This is a genomic window from Akkermansia muciniphila, from assembly GCF_030848305.1.
GTDB classification, from domain to species: Bacteria; Verrucomicrobiota; Verrucomicrobiia; order Verrucomicrobiales; family Akkermansiaceae; genus Akkermansia; species Akkermansia muciniphila_A.
Window position 1 is genome coordinate 1128091 of record NZ_CP114598.1, and the last position, 18185, is coordinate 1146275.

Here is an 18185-nt window from a genome sequence, read left to right on the forward strand (position 1 = left end):
TGAGCGCCGCGCCCAACGGTTATTGAGAGATGAGGTCCCGGGCCTTGGCCAGGATTTGGGCGGCTTCCTCTGCGGGAATGCCCATGCTTTCCGCGATGTCGGAAGCTTCAAATCCGGTGAGGGCTACCAGGTCCGTTCCGCCCATGGTCACCAGGCCCATGGCGGTTTCTTCCGGGATTTCCAATTGTTCGCTGAGGGTTTTGGCCGCAGCCTGGCATTGGCGCATGACTTCCTCGGCCGCGGCCTGGCTCTGGCGTTTTTCCGCTTCCTGGACGTCAAAGACGCGCACCTGGACATCCCAGCCCATCAGGCGGGAGGTGAGGCGGGCATTCTGTCCCCTGCGGCCGATGGCCTTGGAGAGGTCCTTGTCGTCCTGGACGATAACGAAGATTTTTCTGGCTTCCTCGTCCACGGTGATTTCCCGCGGTTCCACGGGGCTGAGAGCTTCCCGGACGAAGGCGACGGGGTCTTCCGTCCATTCCAGGATGTCCACTTTTTCATTGTTGAGCTCCCGGACGATGTTTTTGACGCGGGCGCCGCGCATGCCTACGCATGCCCCTACCGGATCTACTTTGTCGTCATGGCTGATGACGGCCACTTTGGTGCGGTAGCCGGCTTCGCGGGCGATGCCGTGGATTTCCACGGTCTGGTCGCCTATTTCCACCACTTCCGATTCAAAGAGGCGGCGCACCAGGTTCGGATGGCTGCGGGAAAGGATGACTTCCGGGCCGCGCGCTTCCGTGCGCACTTCCACCACGTAGAAGCGCATGCGGTCGCCGACGCTGTAGTCTTCGTTCGGCACGCGTTCGCGGGAGGTCATGACGCCTTCGAATTTGCCGAGGTCCACAAAAATATCCCCCTTTTCAAAACGGCGGATGGTGCCCGTTACCAGATCTCCGGCGCGGTCCTTGAATTCGTCGTAGAGCATTTCCTTTTCCGCGTCCAGCAGTTTCTGGAGCATGGTCTGGCGGGCGGTCTGCACCGCGATGCGGCCGAAGCCCTTGGGCGTGATGTTGGTGGGAAGCAGGTCGTGCAGAACGGCGTTCTTGTCCAGCTTGACGGCCAGGGAGAGGGGGATCTGGTTGAATTTGTCGGAGTATTCTTCATCCGGCACCACTTCCAGGTCCGCAAAAATGCGCACCTTGCCTTTGTCCACGTTGATTTCGGCCCTCAGGTAGTTGATGCTGCCGGAGCCGGGAACCATCTTGCGGTAGGCGGAGAGAAAGGCGGACTCCAGAGCGAGGAGAATTTTTTCACGGGAGAGCCCTTTTTCCCTCTCGTAGTAGTCAATCAAAGCTTTAATATCGTTTGTCATGAGTGTGGAGGAGTGTGATGGATAGACAAAAAAGAGCGGGTCGACAGACCCACTCTCGAGTGTCTCTCGGGGTGTTTGCCTATCTAAGTAAGCACGAGGGGGCGGTTCTGGCAAGAAAAAACGCTTGTTCTATGCGGCATGCAAAAGACTGGGGATGATTCCGAAAGAAGAATTTTCCGGAGCCCTCCGGAAGGGGGCGGGACAACGGTGTTTGAGGGCTTGACGGACCCGTCAAAAACGGGAAGTATGCGCGCATGAAACTCGTCTCATGGAACGTGAACGGATTGCGGGCGATTCTGGGCAAGGGGATGGCGGCCGCCGTGGATGCCCTGGAGCCGGACGTCCTTTGCCTTCAGGAGATCAAGGCGCGTCCGGAACAGGTGAAAGACCTGTGGATTTCCTCCTGGCCGCACCAGCTCTGGAATCCGGCGGAGAAGGCCGGTTATTCCGGCGTGCTGATCCTCAGCCGGGTGCAGCCTCTTTCCACGTCCGTCGGAATCGGCTGGCCGGAGCATGACCGGGAAGGGCGCGTCTGCACGATGGAATTTGAGCGGTTTTACCTGGTCAACTGCTATACCCCCAATTCACAGAATGAACTGGCGCGTCTTCCGTACCGGGAGCAGTGGGACGCCGCATTCCGCGGGTACGTGGCGGGACTGGCGGAAATCAAGCCGGTCGTTTTCTGCGGGGATTTGAACGTGGCTCATGAAGAGATTGACATCGCGCGTCCCAAAGAGAACCGTTTTTCTGCCGGATTCAGCGACCAGGAGCGCGCCGGGTTTACGCGGCTGCTTGAGGCCGGATTTACGGATACGTTCCGCGCCCAGCATCCGGAGGAGCCGGGCTGGTACAGCTGGTGGTCCTACCGCGCGGGCGCCCGCGCCCGGAACATCGGATGGCGCATTGACTATTTCTGCGTTTCCAATCCGCTGGCTTCCAGAGTGAAGGAAACCGCCATTCATCCGGATGTGACGGGGTCCGACCATTGCCCCGTCAGCCTGGAGATTGACTGCTGAGCGCGGCCTTTTATGCGAGTTTAACTGTAAGAGATTGATGATTATGGAACAGGAATTGCCGCTGCTGGTGGTTGCCACGCGCAACGCCCACAAGACCGGGGAAATCCGCGCCATGCTGGCCGGGAAATGGGAAGTGAAGGATCTTTCCGACTATCCCCAGGCTCCGCCCGTGGATGAAACGGGAGTCACGTTTACGGAGAACGCCACGCTCAAGGCGCTTTCCGCTTCCAGATGCATCCCCGGCGTCCTGCTGGCGGATGATTCCGGGCTGGAGGTGGATGTGCTGGACGGGCGCCCCGGAGTCTGGTCCTCCTCCTTCGGCGGGGAAGAAGGGAACCATGCGAGGAATAACCTCCGCATGATGGAGGAATTGCGGCGCGCCGGAGTGAAACCGGGGGACAGGCCTTCCGCACGGTTCCGCTGCGTCATGGTGCTTGCCGGGAATGGCCGCGTGTTGGCGGAGTTTTCCGGTTCCGTGGAAGGCTACATGTTGACGGAACCCGCCGGGGAAGGAGGGTTCGGCTACGATCCGCTGTTTGTCCCGGAAGGGCATGACCGGAGTTTCGCCCAGCTTCCCATGGAAGTGAAGAATTCCATGTCGCACCGCGCCCGCGCCCTGGCGCAGGTGGTGGCGTGGATGAAGGAACGCCGGGACTGAGGGGTTCTCCGGGCGTCCGGCGGCGGGGAGGTCAGTCCAGCCTGAACGCGCATATCTGGAAGGGAGCCGGTGTTCCGGTATTCAGAAGCTGGTATTTGCCGGCGCGCCAGGAATGATGGGGCAGGCGGGACAGGAAGACTTCCACGGCTTCCGCTTCTTCCTTTCCGCCTTCGTGGCCGGGGTAGCACATGACGCTGAGAAGCCCGTTCGGAGCAATGAGGGCGGCAGCCTGTTCCAGCGCCGCCAGGGTGGATTCCGTCCTGGTAACCGTTTTTTTGTCCCCGCCCGGCAGATAGCCCAGGTTGAAGACGACGGCTTTCACGGGGCCGCCGACCAGTTCCGCCAGGCGGTCATGGCTGGCAAGATGGAGCCGGACGGCAGGGGTGAGCAGTCCTTCCTTCTCCAGGCGTTCCCTGGTGGCGCAGATGGCTTCTTTCTGCACGTCGAAGGCGTGCACCTGGCCGGAAGGGCCAGCCAGCCGGGCCAGGAAAACCGTATCATGCCCGTTGCCCGCCGTGGCGTCCACGACTGCGTCCCCGGGGAAGACGACGCGGCTGATCCAGTCATGAGCGCAGGTCATGGGGCGGCTGAGCAGGGAACATTTCATGACCGGGTTGTACAGAAGCTCTGCCTGTATGACAATTCGTTTATGAAATTCCGGTGCGGGAAGAATGACAGGTTGTTTTTTGGCAGGGCATGTGTTAGGAAGAGGCTCAAAATCCTCCGCGTGTCCCTGCATGCGGGGATAAACCAAAGACGTTGCCATGAAGATGACTGACAGACGCACTTTTTTGAAGAGGACTGCCGCCGCAGGGGCGCTGGCGGCCATATCGGACATGGATTCCCTGTTTGCCCAGGAGGCCGGAGCTCCGGCGGCTTCCGGCATTCCGGATCTGGTGGCCGTCCGCAACGGCACCCGTGCGGAGATGGTCAGGAAGGCCGTGGAGACGCTGGGCGGCATGCAGGCCTTCGTCAAGCCGGGCCAGACCGTCGTAATCAAGCCGAACATCGGCTGGAACAAGGCTCCGGAATTCGGCTCCAACACTCATCCTGAAACCGTCGCCACGCTGGTGGAGCTGTGCAGGCAGGCCGGAGCGAAGGAAGTAAGGGTGTTTGACCACTGCTGCCACAATGGCGCCTATGAGGGCAGCGGCGTGAAAGAGGCCGTAGAGAAGGCCGGCGGCGTAATGGTGGACGGCGGCAATGAGAGCCAGTACGTGCAGACGGAAAACCCGAAAGCCAGAAAATTTACCTCCGCCAAGGTGCATAAGGCCGTGCTGGAGGCGGATGTTTACATCACCTGCCCGCCCCTCAAGCACCACAGCGGTTCCGAAATGACCGCCTGCATGAAGAATGTAATGGGCACCGTCTGGGACCGCGGGGCCATGCATAAGAACGACCTGCACCAGTGCATCGCTGACGCCGTGTATTTCCGCAAGCCGGACCTGTGCGTGCTGGACGCTTACATGCCCATGGTGCGCAACGGCCCCGTGGGGAAGGATACGAATGACCTGGTGGAGCGCAAAACCCTTTTAGCCTCCCGCGATATTGTGGCCATTGACGCTGCGGGCGCCGCCCTGCTGAACAAGGCCGGAAAGATTCGCCATGTGCAGCTTGGTGAGGAAATGGGGCTGGGCACCGCCGACCTTTCCAGGCTTCATATCCGCCGTATCAGCATGGCCTGACGCGGCGGCTCCCTCTTCCCTCTGCGGATGACGCGGCGGGAGAGCAACTTTCCGCTTCCGGCGGGTTTATGATTCATATGTCAGTCATCAAAGCCTTTTTCGTCAGTCCTCTGAAGTGGCTCCGCGTGACGGTGGCCGTCATTTTCTTCATCGGGATTGCATACGCTTTCCTGCACCATATTCCCGCATGGAACGTGCCGAACATGACGGGAGGCGGAGAGGGGATGGAAGATTCCTTTTCCCTGGCGCAGTGGCAATTGGTGCCGTCCGTGCTGGGAACCCTGAACGGGGCGGCTGTTTCCGCCGTGATTCTGGGGGCGTTGCTGCTGCTTACGCTGCTGTTCGGCCGCGTATACTGTTCCTTCGTTTGCCCGCTGGGGATTCTCCAGGATATTGTTTTCAGAGTCCGCCGCTGGCTGGCGCCGAAGCGTTTCCTGAAATTCTCCCGGCCTGTGCCGTGGGTGCGGTATGGGGTGCTGGCATTGCTGGCCGCCTGCTGCGTGACGGGGTTGGCCGGGCTGTCTCTGAATTGGCTGGACCCTTACAGCATTTTCGGGCGCATCATGTATGTGCTGGCATGGCCGGTTGCCATTTGGAGCAATAACCTGCTGGCGGCGGACAGTTCTTCTGCGGATCTGGTTCAAATGGATTATTTCCCCGTGGCTTTTCCGGTTCTGCTGGCTTCCGCCGGCATGCTCGGCCTGGTGGCCGTCATGAGCGCCTGGAAGGGGCGCCTGTATTGCAATACGGTATGCCCCGTCGGCACGCTGCTTGGCCTGCTTTCCCGCATTTCCCTTTTCCGGCTGGGTTTTGATCCCGCCACCTGCAAAAAATGCGGTAAATGCGTCAAATCCTGCAAGGCGCAATGCCTGAACCTGAAGGAATACAAGATAGACTCCTCACGTTGCGTGGCGTGCTACGATTGCGTGCGCTCCTGCAGTGAGGGAGGAATACGCTACCGCTGGTTTACCAGGGTCCGCCAACAGATTCCGGCCCAAAAAAAGAAGGTTCCCCCGGCTTCCGCTCCCTCTTCTTCCGCCGCGGTTCCCTCCATTGCCGGGAGCTCCCGCCGCCAGTTCCTGGAGGCTACTGCGGCCGGGCTGGCTGCGGCCGCCCTTTCCGGATGCCGGGGAGAGGCCGCCCGGAAGCTGGACCCTACCCAGTGCGTTCTTCCTCCCGGAGCCGGTTCCCTGGAACGTTTTCTGGATATCTGCACCGGCTGCCAGATGTGCGTTGCCAACTGCCCCACCCATGTGCTTCAACCTTCATACCTGCAGCTTGGCCTGAAGGGATTCATGAAACCCCGGATGGATTTTGCCACCAAATATTGCCTTTATGATTGCCACCGCTGTGCGGAAGTCTGCCCCACGGGGGCCATACGCAGGATGCCTGTTACCGCGGAAAGGGATACTGAGGGAATAACAAAAGATACTACGCGCATTGCCATGGCCCGGTTTTACGTCTGCCGCTGCCTGGTTGCCCGGGAGGACATGGATTGCGGAGCCTGTACGGAGCATTGCCCTACCAAGGCGCTTTACACGGTGCCCTATATCGGGCGTGACGGCCAGGAGCACCGCCTGCCCAGGCTGGATCCTTCCCTGTGCATCGGCTGCGGCGCGTGCGAACACGCCTGTCCCGTCACTACGGAACGGCCAGAGGAACGCGAATGTCGGAACTCCTGCAATCTGTGCGAGGAAAAATGCGAGTTCGGAAGACAACGGGAAATGCCGCCCCGGGCGCTGGTTGTCCGTGCCGTAAACCCCCAGCAGAAAGCTGTTAAAAAGTTTGAGGAAAAAGCTGTGGATCCGGTGGGAGATGCGGATTTCCCGTTTTGAAAACGGCTGGCGGTGTGGAAGATGATGAAATAAACGCTTCCGGAGGCTTCAACTCTTTCTTCCGGGAGGGCTGTGTCTGTCCATCCGGTTTTTCGGGGGAATTCCATGCAGCCCTGTTTGCGGCATGGATACGGTTGCGGGGAGCGTCGAAATGAGCGGGGGGGCAGGAGGAACCTGCCCTCGGAAACGTTCCCGGAGAATATGTTCTCCGGTTACGGCGGGATAGAGTGCAAATGCCCGATTTTCCTTGATGATGCGGAAGTTGATACGTTAAAGTAAAAGAACCATGTTGCAGGCGGACGGCATTACGTATGAGATAGAAACACCGGATGGTCCTTTGAAATTATTGGACAATGTCAGTTTTCATGTTCCCCGCGGACATTTTATGGCAGTCGTTGGTCCTTCCGGCTGCGGAAAGACCACCTTATTGAAGGCGATTGCGGGCATGATTGCGGAAACGGACGGCCGTTTTTTCTGGAATGGCCATGATTTGGCTGAAGAGGACTTTGAACCTTCGGAAATCGGGTTTGTTCCCCAGTTCAGCATTGCTTATGACCAGCTGAGCGTGGATGAGAATGTGGAGAGCGCCGCCAGGCTCCGCTGCCGCTTCAATTCCGTGGACGATTTGGACGACAGCATTGACAATGCCCTGGAGGTAACGGGAATGGAGGGGATTATGGACCGGGACGTGAAGATTCTTTCCGGCGGCCAGAAGAGGCGTCTGGCGCTGGCTATGGAGCTGGTCTCCAATCCCCGGTTGCTGATTTGCGATGAAGTGACGTCCGGACTGGATCCCAGGTCGGAACACGATATTGTGAACCTTCTGCATGAAATCTCCCGCTCGGAAGGCCGCATCGTCATTTCCGTCACGCACAGCCTTTCCCATCTGGACAGGTATGATTCCATTCTGGTCATGCACCAGGGCTGCGTGGCTTACCACGGTTCTCCGAAAACCATGCTGCATTACTTCGGCGTTTCGTCGCTGGAAGAGATTTATCCGAAGCTTCAGGATCGTGAAGGCCCTTCCTGGTGCCGGTCCTGGAGCAAGTACCGGGATTCCTATTATTCCCGTCTGGAACAGGAAAGGGAAAAGAAAATTCTTTCCGGAGATTTGCCGGATCCGGATGCCGTCCGCCTTGCGGAGGCGGAGAAGGAGGAAGCCTCTGGAGAATCCGGAACGGAAAGGGAAAAGGCCGTGGAGGAAAATATTCCGGAAGTTCCCGGATTCTTCACCCAGTTCTTCTGCCTGCTGGGGCGGCGCTGGCGCATCTTTTTCCGGGACCGTTCCCAGTTGGTCCTTCAATTGGTCATGGTGCTGCTGTTTCCCGTGCTGGTAGCCATGTTCACGGACAAGGGCTCCGGGCAAATCGTAGGGCTTTCCGCTACGCAGGATGTCCAGACTGTCCAGAAGGATATGGAAGCCCAGCAGCTGAACATGAAGACGGGATCCGCCGTCTCCGGCATCATCATGTTTGAGGTGATTCTGCTGGGGCTGATGGGATCCAACAATGCCGCCCGCGAGGTAGCCGGCGAACGCGCCGTCATGGAAAAGGAGAAGTATGCGGGCATGAGGCCTTCCGCCTACCTGGCGAGCAAGCTGTCCTATCTGAGCGTTCTGGTGCTGGTGCAATCCGTATGGATGTTTGCCTTTGTGGATTTTTTCTGGGATCGCGGCGGCGGCTTGACGCACCTGCTGTTCCTGATTTTGGCGGATGCCGCCATGACCTTTGTATGCCTGGGCATTTCCGCGCTGGCCCGGAGTGCGGACCAGGCTTCCTTGCTGAGTATTTATCTGGTGGGGTTCCAGCTTCCCCTCTCCGGAGCGGTGCTGGCGCTTCCGGAACAGGTGGAGAACCTCATACGGCCCTTCATTTCCGCATACTGGGCGTGGTCCGGCAGCATCTCCGCCCTGAAGGACGACGTATATTACGCCGTCAAGAATGTGCTGGATACGAACCTGACACCCTCCCTGGTCTGTTACATTGTTCTGGGGGTGCATGTTGCGTGCGGCATTGCGGCCGCCTACGCGGGAATCCGCCGTTCGCGCTGGGAGCTTTAATTTAATGCGTGCACTTGCGGGAAGTCCGTTATATACTTTTCCCATCAAAAGTTATGGCGAGACGGCGTGCAGCAAAAAAGAAGAATTCCTCATCATCCGCGCTGGTTTTGACGGTCGTGGCGGTGGGTTTTGTGCTGGCCGTTATTGTGGCAGTGGTTATGTTCCGTGCCGGGGAGAAGCCTCAGGCCGGGTCGGATATACCTCTGGACATTCTGGCGGCGAACGCCTCCCAGCTTTCCAAGAACAATTACGCGCTGGACGGAACGGTGATTGACCGTTTCCCGCGCGGCAATTCCGAGCTTATTTCCTTCTTGTACAAAGACGCCTCCGGGCGTGAGTGCATCATTCCCGTCTGTGTCTCCGATGAGGCCAGAAACGGACTGAACATCAACCGGGACCAGCAATACAGGATAGAGTTCCGGGTGGAAGACATCAATCCGAAGGTGCGCGGCGTGTGCGTAGCTACATCCATTCAGTCTAAATAAACAACCTCTCCGCGTCCCATGAAATGCTGTTTTTTGATGACCCTGGCCTGCGCGGTTCCCGCGCTGGGGCAGATGATGTACAATCCTCCTACAGCCGGCGGCGCGCCTGCCGCGTCCCCTTCCACCCCTCCCGCCGTTCAGCCGAATGCCTACCAGCCTTCCAGGCAGGGGGATGCCAAGTCCCTGTACGGCAATGAGCTGCCTTTTCTGAATCCTCAGGACGGCACGGTGACCATCAACGGAACGACGTTGAACATGGGCAGTTTCCGGGAGATTGAAGCGCGTTTTAACAAGTACCTGAGCCAGCCGGAAGAGAGCACGGAGGATGCGAAGGAATATCAGAAAATCTTTGAAAAGCTTCATGAGACGCTCTCCATGCGCAAGGAAAAACTGGCGGCGGATAATGTGGTGCGGCAGGTAGTGGATCTGTTGACCGCCGCTTCCAGCAATCCGCTGGACGGAGGCGTTTCCGACGCTCTCTGCCAGGCCATTTACACCGCGTGGCAGGCCAGGAGCAATGGGAAAAACAAGGGGAAGATGCTTGAGGCGGTGGAGAGGGAAATCCGCAGCAACGCCCAGAAGATGAGCCTGATGGAAAGCGGCGTGACGGCGATTTCTGGTGCGCCCTCCGGCCAGAAGGGCGGGAAAAAGGGGACTCCCTCCAATCATCCGGCGAAAAATAATCCCCGTTACAAATACCTGGAAAAGCGTGTGGTGGAGATGGAAGCCCGCAAGCTGAAGCTGGAGAGTGAACAGGTGCTGACGGTGACGGAAGCGAAGGTTGTTTTCCAGTCTACGCTGGTTCAATTGTTTGCCCAGCGGCGTTTTGACCATGTTTCCATAGGCTGCGGCGTTTACAGCCGCCTGTTCAATGACGGGGATACCAAGCTGCGGCTGGATAAAAATTCCGATGCCTCCAAAATGTTCAGCGGCACGCTGGGCGCTCCGCCCACCGTCGCTATTCTGGACAATCTTTCCCGGGAGCTGGCCCGTGACTCCGACCGGCACATGAAGGCCGTGAACAATCTGGTGGATTCCCGTCATTATGTGGATGCGCTGGAACGGCTGAACGAAGCCCTCCTGATCGGGGAATTCATGCCTGCCGTAAATACGTTTCCGTATGAGAAGAAGCAAAAGCTGTATGCCTTCAAGCGGGACGTGGAAAAGTTGTTCGAGCTGATGAACGGCAAAGATTATGAAGAGGCCCTTTCCCTGGTGGAGGCTCTTAAGAAGACTTCCAGGGATTTCAGCACGGGCCGTGCGGAATCCGCAATCAGCGCCGCCGTATTTGCCAGTGACGCCTATATTTCCCAGGGTCAGGAAGCCCTGGCCAGGGGTGACCGCGCCAAACTGGAGGAATGCCTGAAAAGCGCCATTGAAATCTGGCCGAAAAACCCCCGCCTTCTTCCGCTGCGGAACGCCATGATGGCCGCGGGTCAGCAATCCCATGCGCTGGAGGATTTCAAGCGTTTCCACAAGAATAAGAATTATCGCCGCATTTTTGACAACCAGCATGAATTTGCCGTTCTGGTGAAGGATGATCCGGAGCTCCAGAGGCAGTTTGTGGAAGATTTGGGCAAAATGGCCGTTATTGAGCGTGCCTTGGGCGCGGCGCGTCAGCGTGAAGCCATGCAGGACGTATACGGCGCCTGGGAGGAGCTTCAGCAGCTGCGTTCCAAAGACCAGGAGCTGTTCATCAATGACCAGGAGCTGAACGCCAGGTATCTGGACCTGACGACAAAGGCAAGCACGCTGGTGAATTTGCTGAATGATGCGGAAAAATGCAGGAATGAGGGAGAAGTGGGGTCCGCCCTGGGCAAGTACATGGAAGCTAAAAGGCTGTATCTGTATTCCCGGTTTGCCAAGGAGGGAATTGAGTCCCTGCTTGATGAAATTTTCCGTTGAACTGGACGGATAAATTCCGCCGCATGGCGTGTCTGCGGAGACGGAGTAATTGCTTTTCTTCCGGAACGGCGCCGTTATGCTACGGCTCATGAAGGCAGTATACCTGTGTTTGTGCATGCTGGCGGCGTTCTGTTTTCCGGCTGCGGCTCTTCCGGCGGATTGCAGCCAGGTGATTGTAGGTTCCGCGGACGGGTGGAATAGTTCCCATGTGCAGTTGAGCCTTTTGGAGAAAGGGCCGCGCGGCTGGGTGATGGTGAAGGGTCCGTTTCCGGCGCGTCTGGGAAAATCCGGGCTGGTCTGGGGCAGGGGCGTCAGCCTCCCTCCCGCCGGAGGGCCGGTGAAGAAGGAGGGGGACTTGCGTTCTCCCGCGGGCATTTTTGAACTGGGAGGCGTGTATGGAACCGTCCCCGCGCCGCAGAAAAAGCGTTCCATGCCGTACCGCCGCATTACGCCGCGGGACATGTGGGTGGATGATCCTGCCTCTCCCCTGTACAACCAGCACTTTGTGCTGAAGCATGATCCCGTGACGCCGTGGGAGTTCAAGCAGCAGATGAAGCTGAATGATTACGCCCACAGTCTGAAACTGTTTATCCGGCATAATGCCGCAGACGGACGGCGGAAACCCGTGCCGGGTGCGGGTTCCTCCATTTTTTTCCATATCTGGCGCCGGGACGGAGGCGCCCCTACAGCCGGGTGCACCGCGATGAGCGAGGAAAATTTGAGGGCCATGATTGCATGGCTGGATCCTTCCAGGCATCCCCTTTACATTCTGCTCCCCGCCAGGGAATATTTGCGTCTGCGCGGAGCCTGGGGACTGCCGTGACGTTTTCAGATAACCCTTCTGCCTGTTTCCTCTCCGCCCCGGAGCGGGAAGAGGCAGAGGATTGGCTTAAACCATCGGATGGCGGGGCCGGCGGGATGGCATTGGACCCCGTGCCGGCTGCACGTCCGCTGCTGCCTGGAGTTCCCTTTCCCGTAAACGCAGGAAGCCGGCCTTTGAAGAAAGGCCGGCTTCCGCATGGTAAAAAGGTTATTGTTCCTGGGACTGGGGAGCGGGAGCTTCCGGCTGGAGCAGGGGAGTGGAGGTTTCCTTTACTTCCGCCATGGAAGCCTGTTCTTCCCTGGGCGCGCGGTCTTCGCGGGGCTGCCGGGGTTGTTCCTGGCGTTCATTGGCGCCGCTGACCAGCAGATTGCGGCCCATGAAAGGCTGGTTGTGGAGGATGTCCACGGAACGGATGGCGTCTTCCATCTTCTTCATTTCCACAAAAGCATACCCCTTGGACTTGTGGGTGCGGGGGTTGTAAATGATTTCCACGGAATTGACTTCCCCGATGCCCTTGAACACGTCCTCCAGGTCGCTTTCCGTAGCTTCATAGGAAAGATTGCCCACATAAAGTCGGCGGTTGGAGACGGGCTGCTTGGGGGCGGAAGCGCGGTCCTGCCTGTTGCGGGCTACGCGGGTGTTGGTTTTAGCGGCGGCTTTATCCCTGGCTGCATGCTTGTTGTTCTTGGACGGACGGATGCCGAAGAGGCCCAGAAAACGCTGCCACAAGGAGAGTTTGGCGGGCGCTTCTTTTCTATACTTGGGACGGTAACCGCTGGAGTCGCGGCGGTCATTGCCATAGGAGCGTCCGCCCTTGTTGTAGCGGCGGCGAGCCCCCTGGCCCTGTCTTCCCTGTGTGTTGTGTTGTGACATACTTATATTCTAAGTTGGTGATTATGTTGGTGTCATGCCGGATTTATCGCTGTATGCAGTAAATTCCATCCGGAGGATCGCCGGGACGTTCCGCTGCCATGAGAAAAGCCGGGAGTAAGGGGTCCCATGCCCCGATCAACGGTCCATGCAGGTCTGATAGGGGGGCGATCAGGCTAGGCGCGTGGCCAGTCCGGTCGATTGACGCATATACCAATGCACAGGGAGCCGGATTCTTGCAAGCCGGTATCTCGTCATTCTGGGTTTTCCGGCATCCGGAGGAGAGAAGACCAGACGAACGGCACGCTGCCGTGCCGGACAAGGCCCAGAGTGAGCTGACAATTTGACAAAAAGACGATGACGGAGTATTTAAGTGCCAACTAATCTACATATTCTCTCGATGTTGATTCAAAACGCAGACCGTACTACCTACGGGATTAATAAGATTGTTGTTTCCGTTCTCGCATTCGTCGTTTTCTTCGTTGTCGGATTTGTGTCCTGGCAGTGGGATGGGGTGGCTCCGGAACCGTGGCGTCTGCGGACTCTGGTGCTGGCGCCTCTGACGATGTCTCTGTTGCTGTATATATGTTGTGACCAGTTCGGCGTTTACTTCCGCTGCATGACGCTCAGGGAAAGCATCCGGCGGTTTGTGGTGGCATATGTCTGTTTTGTGGTGTTGAGCGTGATGATATGGAAGTTCTTTGTTCCCTTCTCCGCAGACGTTGGTGTTCAGTTTCTGGCGTATTTGCTTACTTTTCTGGGTTCCCTCTGGCTGCGTGTCAGCCGGTTCCGGGCGGAAAAAAAGCTGGTGGAAGAGGCCCCTACGCTGGTGGTGGGAACTCCGGACCATGTGAAAGAATTCCGCAGGATGCTGGAGAGAAATCATGTGGACTTCAGGAAGGAGCTGCTGGTCATGGCTCCTGAAGAGGTTGACAGTGCGGTAGTCAGGAATTTGCTGATTAAAGACTGCGTCAGCAAAGTGGTGTTTCTGCCGGAGGAAGTGGACTCTTCCGTGGCGCGGTGTCTGGTGGAGCTGTGCGGCAAGATGGGAGTCGATTTTTACGCAAGCATGGTGGTAAGCATGCCCGCTGTGCACAAAACCTATTTCGGCGTGATCGGAGGAACAAGAATGCTGGTGTACAAATCAACTCCCATCCCCTATCCCACTTCCTGGCAGCTGAAGAAAATACTGGACTGGGCGGGAGCGCTTGCGCTTCTGGTGGGAACGTCTCCCTTGTGGGTGCTGGCTGCTGTGGGCATCAAGCTGTCGGATCGCGGCCCTGTCTTTTACCGCCAGAAACGTTCCGGGCTGTATGGCCGCGAGTTTGGCATGTGGAAGTTCCGTACCATGCACCGGGACGCGGATAAAAGGCTGGATGAAGTGAAAGCCAAGTACGGCAATGACATGGACGGCCCCATTTTTAAGCTGGAGCATGACCCGCGCATTTTCTCCTTCGGGCGCTTTCTGCGCAAGTTCAGCATCGACGAGCTTCCCCAGCTCATTAATGTGCTGAAGGGGGAAATGAGCCTGGTTGGCCCGCGGCCGCTGCCCGTTTATGAAACGGAAGCTTTTACCAGCGACGCCCACCGCCGCAGGTTGAGCGTGCTGCCCGGCGTGACGGGGTACTGGCAGATTGCCGGAAGAAGCAATATCCGGGAATTTGAAAAGCTGGTGGAGCTGGATATGAAGTATATTGACAACTGGTCTCTGTGGCTGGATATCAAGCTGCTTTTGAAAACCGTTCCGGCGGTGCTTTTCGCCCGTGGGGCAAAGTAGCTTCCGGGGCGTCCTGAACTGCAAGGCCGGCGGTCTTTTTCCGGGGATTCGGAATCTGGCCGGGGCCCTATGACGGGCGGAGCAAGCCTGTTTTTAAGAATACGGCAGTCAGACGGGAACGGAATTTGGCGTATTTGTTGAAAGATGAAGAAAATTGTTGCCGGACAGAGACTTTAACCTTGAGGTGCGGAAAGGGATAAGGCAGAATCAATTTACTATGGATTTAGTTCAGCGAGAAATCTCTAAAGAAACGGTGACTCCGTATTTCATCGAGTATTTCGGTCAGGCGCCTACTCATGTGGCAGCGGCACCGGGACGTGTGAACCTTATCGGTGAGCACACGGATTATAATAACGGTTTTGTGATGCCTATGGCGCTTGATAACCATTGTGTTGTGGCTGTGGCTCCCTCCCCCGTGGGCAAACACCGCTTTTGCGGTTCCCTGGGCGACCAGATCCATGAAATTGCGGTGGAAGACGCCTTGATTCCCGGCGAACCGTTCTGGTCCAATTATGTCCGCGGCGTTCTGGCCAATCTGCACAGACGCGGCATAGAAATCGGGCCTGTGGATATGCTGATTGACAGCAATGTTCCCCGCGGCGGCGGCCTTTCTTCCAGCGCCGCTCTTGAAGTCGCCGTCTGTACGGCGCTCGCCGCTTTTGCCGGCGTTGCCATAGATCCCAAGGAAGTAGCCCTGATCGGGCAGGCCGTGGAACATGAATTCGTGAACGTTCCCTGCGGCATCATGGACCAGTTTATTTCCGCCAACGGCAAGAAGGGCATGGCTCTCAAACTGGATTGCGCCTCTCTGGAATATGAGCTGGTCCCGATGAATAATGATTCCGTTTCCGTACTGGTGCTGGACAGCGCTGTGAAGCATTCCCTGGCGGACGGAGCTTATGGACAGCGCCGCAAGCAGTGTGAGGAAGCTTCCTCCATCATGGGAGTGCCCTCCCTGCGGGAAGCTACGCTGGAGCTGCTGGAATCCTTCAGGGAACAGCTTGGAGACGTGCGCTACCGCCGCGCCCGCCATGTCATTGGGGAAAATGCGCGCGTGAACGCTTTTGCGAACGCCCTTGCCCGCGGGGATTGGGATGAGGCTGGTGTCGCCATGCGCGGCAGCCATGCTTCCCTGCGTGACGACTATGAGGTTTCCTGTGCCGAGGTGGACACCCTTGTTTCCCTCTGTGACCGTATTCCCTCCGCATCTTCCATTTACGGCGCGCGCATGACGGGCGGCGGCTTTGGCGGATGCATTGTGGCCCTGGTGAAGACGGAGGACGTGGAAAAGGTGGCCCAGGAGCTTCTGGACGGCTACTGCCAGGAAACGGGTATTGAAACCACGTACCTCGTGACCCGTGCCGGAGAAGGCGCCCGTGTTCTGTACCAAGCTTAATCCATACTGATGATGAAGACACTAGCAACCATATTCGGGGCGCTCGCCCTGATGACGTGGGGCGCAGCCGCCCAGGAGGGTTCCGTACCTGAAACGGCAGCTGATGCGCAGCCCGCCCTGGCCGCTCCGGCCGTGACTCCCGCCGTAGAGGCCCAGCCGGCAGCGGAAATTCAGCCGGCGGCTCCCGCCGCGGATGCCGTTCCGGCCGTTTCCGCGGAACCTAAGACGGCTCCTCTTTCCATGGTGGAAGTCATTCTCTTCTGCGTAGTCGTGGTAGGCGTAATCGCCCTGGGCATCTGGAAGAGCCGTGACCCTGAGGAAACGGAAGAGGAAAAGAAGACCAAAGGTGCTTCGGATTATTTCCTGGCCGGCCGCGGTCTGACCTGGTGGCTGGTGGGTTTCTCCCTGATTGCTGCCAACATTTCCACGGAACAATTTGTGGGGATGTCCGGCAAATCCGCCAACTGGGTGGGCATGGCCATTGCCGGATATGAATGGCTGGCCGCTATCACGCTGGTGGTTGTAGCCTTCTGTTTCCTTCCCAAGTTGCTGAAAGGCGGTGTATATACGATTCCCGAATTCCTGGAATACCGGTATAACACGCTGGCTCGCTCCCTGATGGCCATTGCCACGCTGCTGATTCTGGTAGGCGTGCCGACTGCGGGCGTGATTTATGCCGGCGCCAAGGTGATCTCCGTGTTCTTCACGGGATATTCTGCCATGGGCATCGACTTCGGCAACATTACCGTCGGCTGCGTCATCATTGCTTTCTGCGCCACGGTATACGTATTCGTGGGCGGGTTGAAAGCCTGCGCCTGGACGGACCTGTTCTGGGGCGCCGCTCTGATTGTGGGCGGCGGCGTGGTGGCCTATTTTGCCTTGACGGAGCTCAGCGGCGCAGACCCGAACCATTTGATTCAATCCGCCGCCGCCAATTCCGGCGCGACGGTCGCCTCCCTGGGGAATCCTTCGGACAGCCTCTGGCATGGGGTGACGCGCTTTTTTGAACTGAACTCCGGTGACGCGGCCAGCGGCGTAAATACCGTGGGCGGAAAGCTGCACATGATCCGCCCTGCGGATGATGCGGAAATCCCGTGGACGGCTCTTTGCCTGGGCCTGTGGATCCCCAACTTCTTCTACTGGGGCCTCAACCAGTACATCATGCAGCGTACGCTGGCTTCCAAATCCCTGGCGGAAGGCCAGATGGGCATTGTGTTCGCCGCGTTCCTCAAGCTCCTCATCCCATTTGTGGTGGTGGTCCCCGGCATTCTGGCCTACAACCTGTACCGCAATGACCTGAAGGAACAGGCGGAAGTGAAATACGCGGCGGAAATCCGTAAGACGGAAGATCCCGCAGCCGTCAAGGGCCGCCCCGTCATCTACAAGCTTACGGACAGCTTCCTGGTGGAAAACGTGGAGGCAGGCTGTGCCCATGCCATTCATAACGCGGAAGTAATGAAGGTGGAAGAAGACGTTATGGCCAATTTGAAACAGGCCTGCGCCGATTTGAAGGCGGATGCCGCCAACGACCAGACCACGCTGGCGGAACGCGCCCCGTTCGTGGAAAAAATCGCTTCCCTTAACAACAAAATCATCAAGCCGGCCGTGGACAACTCAGATAACTACTATCTGACGGATACGCTGGTAGGCTTTGATTACGACTCCGCTTTCGGCACGCTGATCAGAAAACTGCTTCCCGGCACAGGCTGGACATGGTTTGTGCTTGCAGCCCTTTTTGGCGCGGTGGTGTCTTCCCTGGCGTCCATGCTGAATTCCGCATCCACCATCTTTACGATGGACATCTACAACAAGCTGCGCAGAAACGCGGGGCCCACGGAGCTGGTTACCGTCGGCAAGATAGGGTTGCTGGTGTGCGCCGTGATCGCCCTGACCATTGCTCCGTTCCTGGACAGTCCGGCCTTTGGCGGCATTTTCAACTTCATTCAGGAATTCCAGGGCTTCCTGAGTCCGGGCGCCCTGTGCGTGTTCCTCTTCGGCTTCTTTGTGCCCAAGTGCCCGCGCATCTTCGGCTGGCTGGGCATCGTCATTAATGCCCTCCTGTACGGAATCCTGAAAGTGTGGCAGCCGGAAATGGCCTTCCTGAACCGCATGGCCGTGTGTTTCATCACGGTAGTGCTCATCGGCTTCATCTTCACGGCGGTGAACGCCGCCCGCGGCGGGCAGTCCATCGTGCTGCCCGACAGAGGCGTGGTGGCCCTTCAGTCCTCTTCACGGGCCAAGATCTTCGGATGGTTCGTGGTTGCCGCGACGGTCGCCCTGTACATCATCTTCTGGTAATTTCAGGGAAGGCCTTCCGGTCTGTATTTTCAATCCTCCCGGTTCATGCCGGGAGGATTTTTC

General features: G+C 58.0%; 14 protein-coding genes. 11 read left to right on the forward strand and 3 right to left on the reverse strand.

Annotated features, from left to right (window positions below):
• Window positions 1–19 precede the first annotated feature (19 nt).
• Window positions 20–1315 carry a transcription termination factor NusA gene (gene nusA, locus O4G22_RS04965; RefSeq protein ID WP_022196903.1) on the reverse strand — a complete coding sequence of 432 codons (1296 nt, stop codon included), beginning with the start codon at window positions 1313–1315 and terminating at the stop codon, window positions 20–22.
• 254 nt (window positions 1316–1569) lie between these two features.
• Here nusA and O4G22_RS04970 point away from each other — a divergent pair, with 254 nt between their 5' ends.
• A complete protein-coding gene (locus O4G22_RS04970) occupies window positions 1570–2331 on the forward strand; it encodes an exodeoxyribonuclease III (RefSeq protein WP_306702313.1) in 762 nt (253 codons plus the stop codon).
• A gap of 37 nt (window positions 2332–2368) precedes the next feature.
• Window positions 2369–2989: a non-canonical purine NTP pyrophosphatase gene (locus tag O4G22_RS04975; RefSeq protein ID WP_218823914.1), complete on the forward strand. Its 621-nt coding sequence runs from the start codon at window positions 2369–2371 to the stop codon at window positions 2987–2989.
• 31 nt (window positions 2990–3020) lie between these two features.
• Here O4G22_RS04975 and O4G22_RS04980 read toward each other — a convergent pair whose 3' ends face one another.
• Window positions 3021–3596, reverse strand: a complete 576-nt coding sequence (locus tag O4G22_RS04980) for a class I SAM-dependent methyltransferase (protein ID WP_306702314.1) — start codon at window positions 3594–3596, stop codon at window positions 3021–3023.
• A 157-nt stretch (window positions 3597–3753) separates the two neighbouring features.
• Between O4G22_RS04980 and O4G22_RS04985 the strand changes: the two genes are divergently transcribed.
• The 6 genes from O4G22_RS04985 (at window position 3754) to O4G22_RS05010 (ending at window position 11781) form a co-directional block, all read left to right on the forward strand.
• On the forward strand, window positions 3754–4674 hold the full coding sequence (locus O4G22_RS04985) for a DUF362 domain-containing protein (RefSeq protein ID WP_295980547.1): 921 nt from the start codon (window positions 3754–3756) through the stop codon (window positions 4672–4674).
• 77 nt (window positions 4675–4751) lie between these two features.
• Window positions 4752–6509 (forward strand): 4Fe-4S binding protein, encoded by a 1758-nt coding sequence (locus O4G22_RS04990; protein ID WP_306702315.1) that lies wholly within the window; start codon window positions 4752–4754, stop codon window positions 6507–6509.
• A 286-nt stretch (window positions 6510–6795) separates the two neighbouring features.
• Window positions 6796–8568 (forward strand): ATP-binding cassette domain-containing protein, encoded by a 1773-nt coding sequence (locus O4G22_RS04995; RefSeq protein WP_290489723.1) that lies wholly within the window; start codon window positions 6796–6798, stop codon window positions 8566–8568.
• A gap of 53 nt (window positions 8569–8621) precedes the next feature.
• A complete protein-coding gene (locus O4G22_RS05000; protein WP_306702316.1) occupies window positions 8622–9053 on the forward strand; it encodes a hypothetical protein in 432 nt (143 codons plus the stop codon).
• A gap of 18 nt (window positions 9054–9071) precedes the next feature.
• Window positions 9072–10958 carry a hypothetical protein gene (locus O4G22_RS05005; protein WP_306702317.1) on the forward strand — a complete coding sequence of 629 codons (1887 nt, stop codon included), beginning with the start codon at window positions 9072–9074 and terminating at the stop codon, window positions 10956–10958.
• Window positions 10959–11046: 88 nt separating this feature from the next.
• On the forward strand, window positions 11047–11781 hold the full coding sequence (locus O4G22_RS05010; protein ID WP_297405306.1) for a L,D-transpeptidase family protein: 735 nt from the start codon (window positions 11047–11049) through the stop codon (window positions 11779–11781).
• 207 nt (window positions 11782–11988) lie between these two features.
• Here O4G22_RS05010 and O4G22_RS05015 read toward each other — a convergent pair whose 3' ends face one another.
• On the reverse strand, window positions 11989–12654 hold the full coding sequence (locus O4G22_RS05015; RefSeq protein WP_094137245.1) for a hypothetical protein: 666 nt from the start codon (window positions 12652–12654) through the stop codon (window positions 11989–11991).
• 397 nt (window positions 12655–13051) lie between these two features.
• Between O4G22_RS05015 and O4G22_RS05020 the strand changes: the two genes are divergently transcribed.
• From O4G22_RS05020 to O4G22_RS05030, 3 genes are all read left to right on the forward strand, one after another.
• Window positions 13052–14428: a sugar transferase gene (locus tag O4G22_RS05020; protein WP_306713959.1), complete on the forward strand. Its 1377-nt coding sequence runs from the start codon at window positions 13052–13054 to the stop codon at window positions 14426–14428.
• A gap of 217 nt (window positions 14429–14645) precedes the next feature.
• Entirely contained in the window at window positions 14646–15824 is a 1179-nt protein-coding gene (gene galK / locus O4G22_RS05025) for a galactokinase (RefSeq protein WP_094137248.1), read from the forward strand.
• Between the two features lie 9 nt (window positions 15825–15833).
• A complete protein-coding gene (locus O4G22_RS05030) occupies window positions 15834–18122 on the forward strand; it encodes a sodium:solute symporter family transporter (protein ID WP_306702319.1) in 2289 nt (762 codons plus the stop codon).
• Window positions 18123–18185 lie beyond the last annotated feature (63 nt).

What these genes read in the sequence shown, in the direction of transcription:
- nusA (WP_022196903.1), bottom strand. Translation starts at nt 1,315, where the DNA reads ATGACAAACGATATTAAAGCTTTGATTGACTACTACGAGAGGGAAAAA.
- O4G22_RS04970 (WP_306702313.1), top strand. Translation starts at nt 1,570, where the DNA reads ATGAAACTCGTCTCATGGAACGTGAACGGATTGCGGGCGATTCTGGGC.
- O4G22_RS04975 (WP_218823914.1), top strand. Translation starts at nt 2,369, where the DNA reads ATGATTATGGAACAGGAATTGCCGCTGCTGGTGGTTGCCACGCGCAAC.
- O4G22_RS04980 (WP_306702314.1), bottom strand. Translation starts at nt 3,596, where the DNA reads ATGAAATGTTCCCTGCTCAGCCGCCCCATGACCTGCGCTCATGACTGG.
- O4G22_RS04985 (WP_295980547.1), top strand. Translation starts at nt 3,754, where the DNA reads ATGAAGATGACTGACAGACGCACTTTTTTGAAGAGGACTGCCGCCGCA.
- O4G22_RS04990 (WP_306702315.1), top strand. Translation starts at nt 4,752, where the DNA reads ATGTCAGTCATCAAAGCCTTTTTCGTCAGTCCTCTGAAGTGGCTCCGC.
- O4G22_RS04995 (WP_290489723.1), top strand. Translation starts at nt 6,796, where the DNA reads ATGTTGCAGGCGGACGGCATTACGTATGAGATAGAAACACCGGATGGT.
- O4G22_RS05000 (WP_306702316.1), top strand. Translation starts at nt 8,622, where the DNA reads ATGGCGAGACGGCGTGCAGCAAAAAAGAAGAATTCCTCATCATCCGCG.
- O4G22_RS05005 (WP_306702317.1), top strand. Translation starts at nt 9,072, where the DNA reads ATGAAATGCTGTTTTTTGATGACCCTGGCCTGCGCGGTTCCCGCGCTG.
- O4G22_RS05010 (WP_297405306.1), top strand. Translation starts at nt 11,047, where the DNA reads ATGAAGGCAGTATACCTGTGTTTGTGCATGCTGGCGGCGTTCTGTTTT.
- O4G22_RS05015 (WP_094137245.1), bottom strand. Translation starts at nt 12,654, where the DNA reads ATGTCACAACACAACACACAGGGAAGACAGGGCCAGGGGGCTCGCCGC.
- O4G22_RS05020 (WP_306713959.1), top strand. Translation starts at nt 13,052, where the DNA reads ATGTTGATTCAAAACGCAGACCGTACTACCTACGGGATTAATAAGATT.
- galK (WP_094137248.1), top strand. Translation starts at nt 14,646, where the DNA reads ATGGATTTAGTTCAGCGAGAAATCTCTAAAGAAACGGTGACTCCGTAT.
- O4G22_RS05030 (WP_306702319.1), top strand. Translation starts at nt 15,834, where the DNA reads ATGATGAAGACACTAGCAACCATATTCGGGGCGCTCGCCCTGATGACG.